Here is a 2,072-nt window from a genome sequence, read left to right as displayed (position 1 = left end):
TAAGTTTAACGATGAAATAACTAAGTTTTGTCCTAAAGCTAAACCACTAAAAAAGAAGTATGTATCTCATGTATATGACTTCATGTATAACTACGCTAGCGATAGCGGTAATGTACCATCTTGATAACTCTATAGGCAACTGGATGTTGCACACATTATAGTAGTTTTTAACTTCATGAGATTCTACTTTAGAGTAGGATCTCTTTTTTCAAGTTTATAACTTGTAACGAATCTATTTAAATTTCTCGGTATTTTTCATCTGTTAGCTTTAAAATCTCTTCAAGAACTCTTCTGCTCTCTTGAGCTTTTTATATTAGACAAAATCATTGACTACAAAGAGTCCTTTTTTTTACTTTTTTGTTCTCTTAAGTGGGAAAATCAATATATTTTCTACAACTCTTGTGTTTTCTCTGATGTGATTTAGTTTTGCATCTAGTGTGCGAAGTGTTTGAGGAGGCAAAAGAGCCTCCTTCTAATCTCTACTCATCTCTTCCAAAAATACCAAGTATCTGAAGAAGTGCAACAAATAGATTTAAAAAATCAAGATAGAGAGCTATCGCTCCCTCAATTGGTGTCTCATAGTGCCCTTTTATGATGTTCTGTGTATCATAAAGAATAAATGCACTAAATAAAATTGCACTGATACTTGCAATAACAAGTTGCATTATTGAGCTTTGAAAGAATATATTCATTAAGCTTGCAACAACAACAACGATAAGGGTAATAAAAAGCATCTTGCCCATCACGCTAAAGTCTCTTTTTGTATTCATAGCAAACATTGAAAGACCACCAAATGCAACAGTTGTTAGCATAAATGCATTTGCAACAATACTAGCTCCACCTGCCATGCCTAGTATACTAGTAAGAAGAGGTGCTAGTGTTAGACCACTAATGAAAGTAAAACCAAACAGAAGTATTAGGTTTATTCCTGCCTTTTTCTTTGCTGCATAGAGTCCAAAAAGTAGTCCAAACTCTAAGATTACAAGTCCAAAAAACCAACTTGATATGATTTCTGCCATACCAATTCCAACATAAGCACCTGCAGATGCTGCAAAAAGTGATGCTGCAAAAAGTTGGTAAGTTTGCTTAATAAAAAGCCCTAGAGAACTTTTTGATTTAGTTTGCTCAAAAGTTTGCTCTTGAGCTTGGTTATTAATGTAATTTCTATCATATAATCCCATTTTATCTCCTTATTTATAAAAGTTTAGGCATTATATTAAATTAATATTAATAAAAAATAAATAGGAGTCATTATTGCTGCATTAACTCCTAGATATAAAGAGTAAAACTATTTACCATTTACTATTTTTTTTGTTTCAGCTTCAAATTCTGATTCACAACTCTCAACTACTTTTTTATGCATAATTTCATGCATAATTTGTTTAGTTTCTTCTATATTTTTATTATTAGGATTTGAGTTAATGATTTTAAGAACTTCTGCTTCGAAATTCTCTATGCAATCTTGAGCATTAATATCAGCATCTTCAGTTTTTTTCTGAGCTTTTTTAGCATGCTTAATAATAACTTTTTTTGTAAGCTTTTTTTGGTTTCCATAAATAATTTTTCTAATTTCATCTTCAAAATTTGATTCACAAGCTCCATCAACACCCTCTTGAATTGTTACTTTGATTGATTCAATCTCTTTTTGTTTTTTATTTTGCGGCATATCAGAGTTAACAATTTTAACAACTTCACTCTCTAGGTTTTCTATACAACCTTTATCATTATTTTGTATTGTACTAGAAGCAAATAGAAATGAAGCAGTCAAAATAGAACCTAAAATAAGTTTTTTCATAATGTATCCTTTCATTGAATAAAGATTTATAATCTTTAGCATTAATAACTATAACATAAGTTATTAAAAAAAATCTTAAAAAGTAAAATTTATTTTATTTTTACAGTTTAATAATTGAAGCTTTAAATAGATATGATTTTATAAAATCTTATAAATTTTAAAAGCCATATATATAGGTTAGAATTATTTTAAAAAATTATTTAAAAATTTTCTAAACAATATAAGCGTATATTAAGCATTGATTGTATATAATTTCGTCCTCGTTTGAGAGAACGGG

Annotated in this window: 2 protein-coding genes; both read right to left on the bottom strand. The window is 29.0% G+C overall.

Translation table 11 applies throughout. The annotated features are described in order from the left end of the window. Positions 1 to 479: 479 nt before the first annotated feature. Positions 480 to 1,181, bottom strand: coding sequence for a Bax inhibitor-1/YccA family protein (locus tag MV052_RS03660; protein WP_297441088.1), 702 nt, complete (start codon positions 1,179 to 1,181; stop codon positions 480 to 482). Between the two features lie 107 nt (positions 1,182 to 1,288). Beyond that, on the bottom strand, positions 1,289 to 1,795 hold the full coding sequence (locus MV052_RS03655) for a hypothetical protein (protein WP_297441086.1): 507 nt from the start codon (positions 1,793 to 1,795) through the stop codon (positions 1,289 to 1,291). Between the last annotated feature and the right edge of the window lie 277 nt (positions 1,796 to 2,072).

Origin of the sequence: Sulfurimonas sp., assembly GCF_026988655.1 — a bacterium.
GTDB lineage: Bacteria > Campylobacterota > Campylobacteria > Campylobacterales > Sulfurimonadaceae > Sulfurimonas.
This window is presented reverse-complemented; position numbering and strand designations above follow the sequence as displayed.

Bases quoted from the DNA above. Each gene is read 5' to 3' on its own strand.
- MV052_RS03660 (WP_297441088.1), bottom strand. From the start codon at position 1,181: ATGGGATTATATGATAGAAATTACATTAATAACCAAGCTCAAGAGCAA.
- MV052_RS03655 (WP_297441086.1), bottom strand. From the start codon at position 1,795: ATGAAAAAACTTATTTTAGGTTCTATTTTGACTGCTTCATTTCTATTT.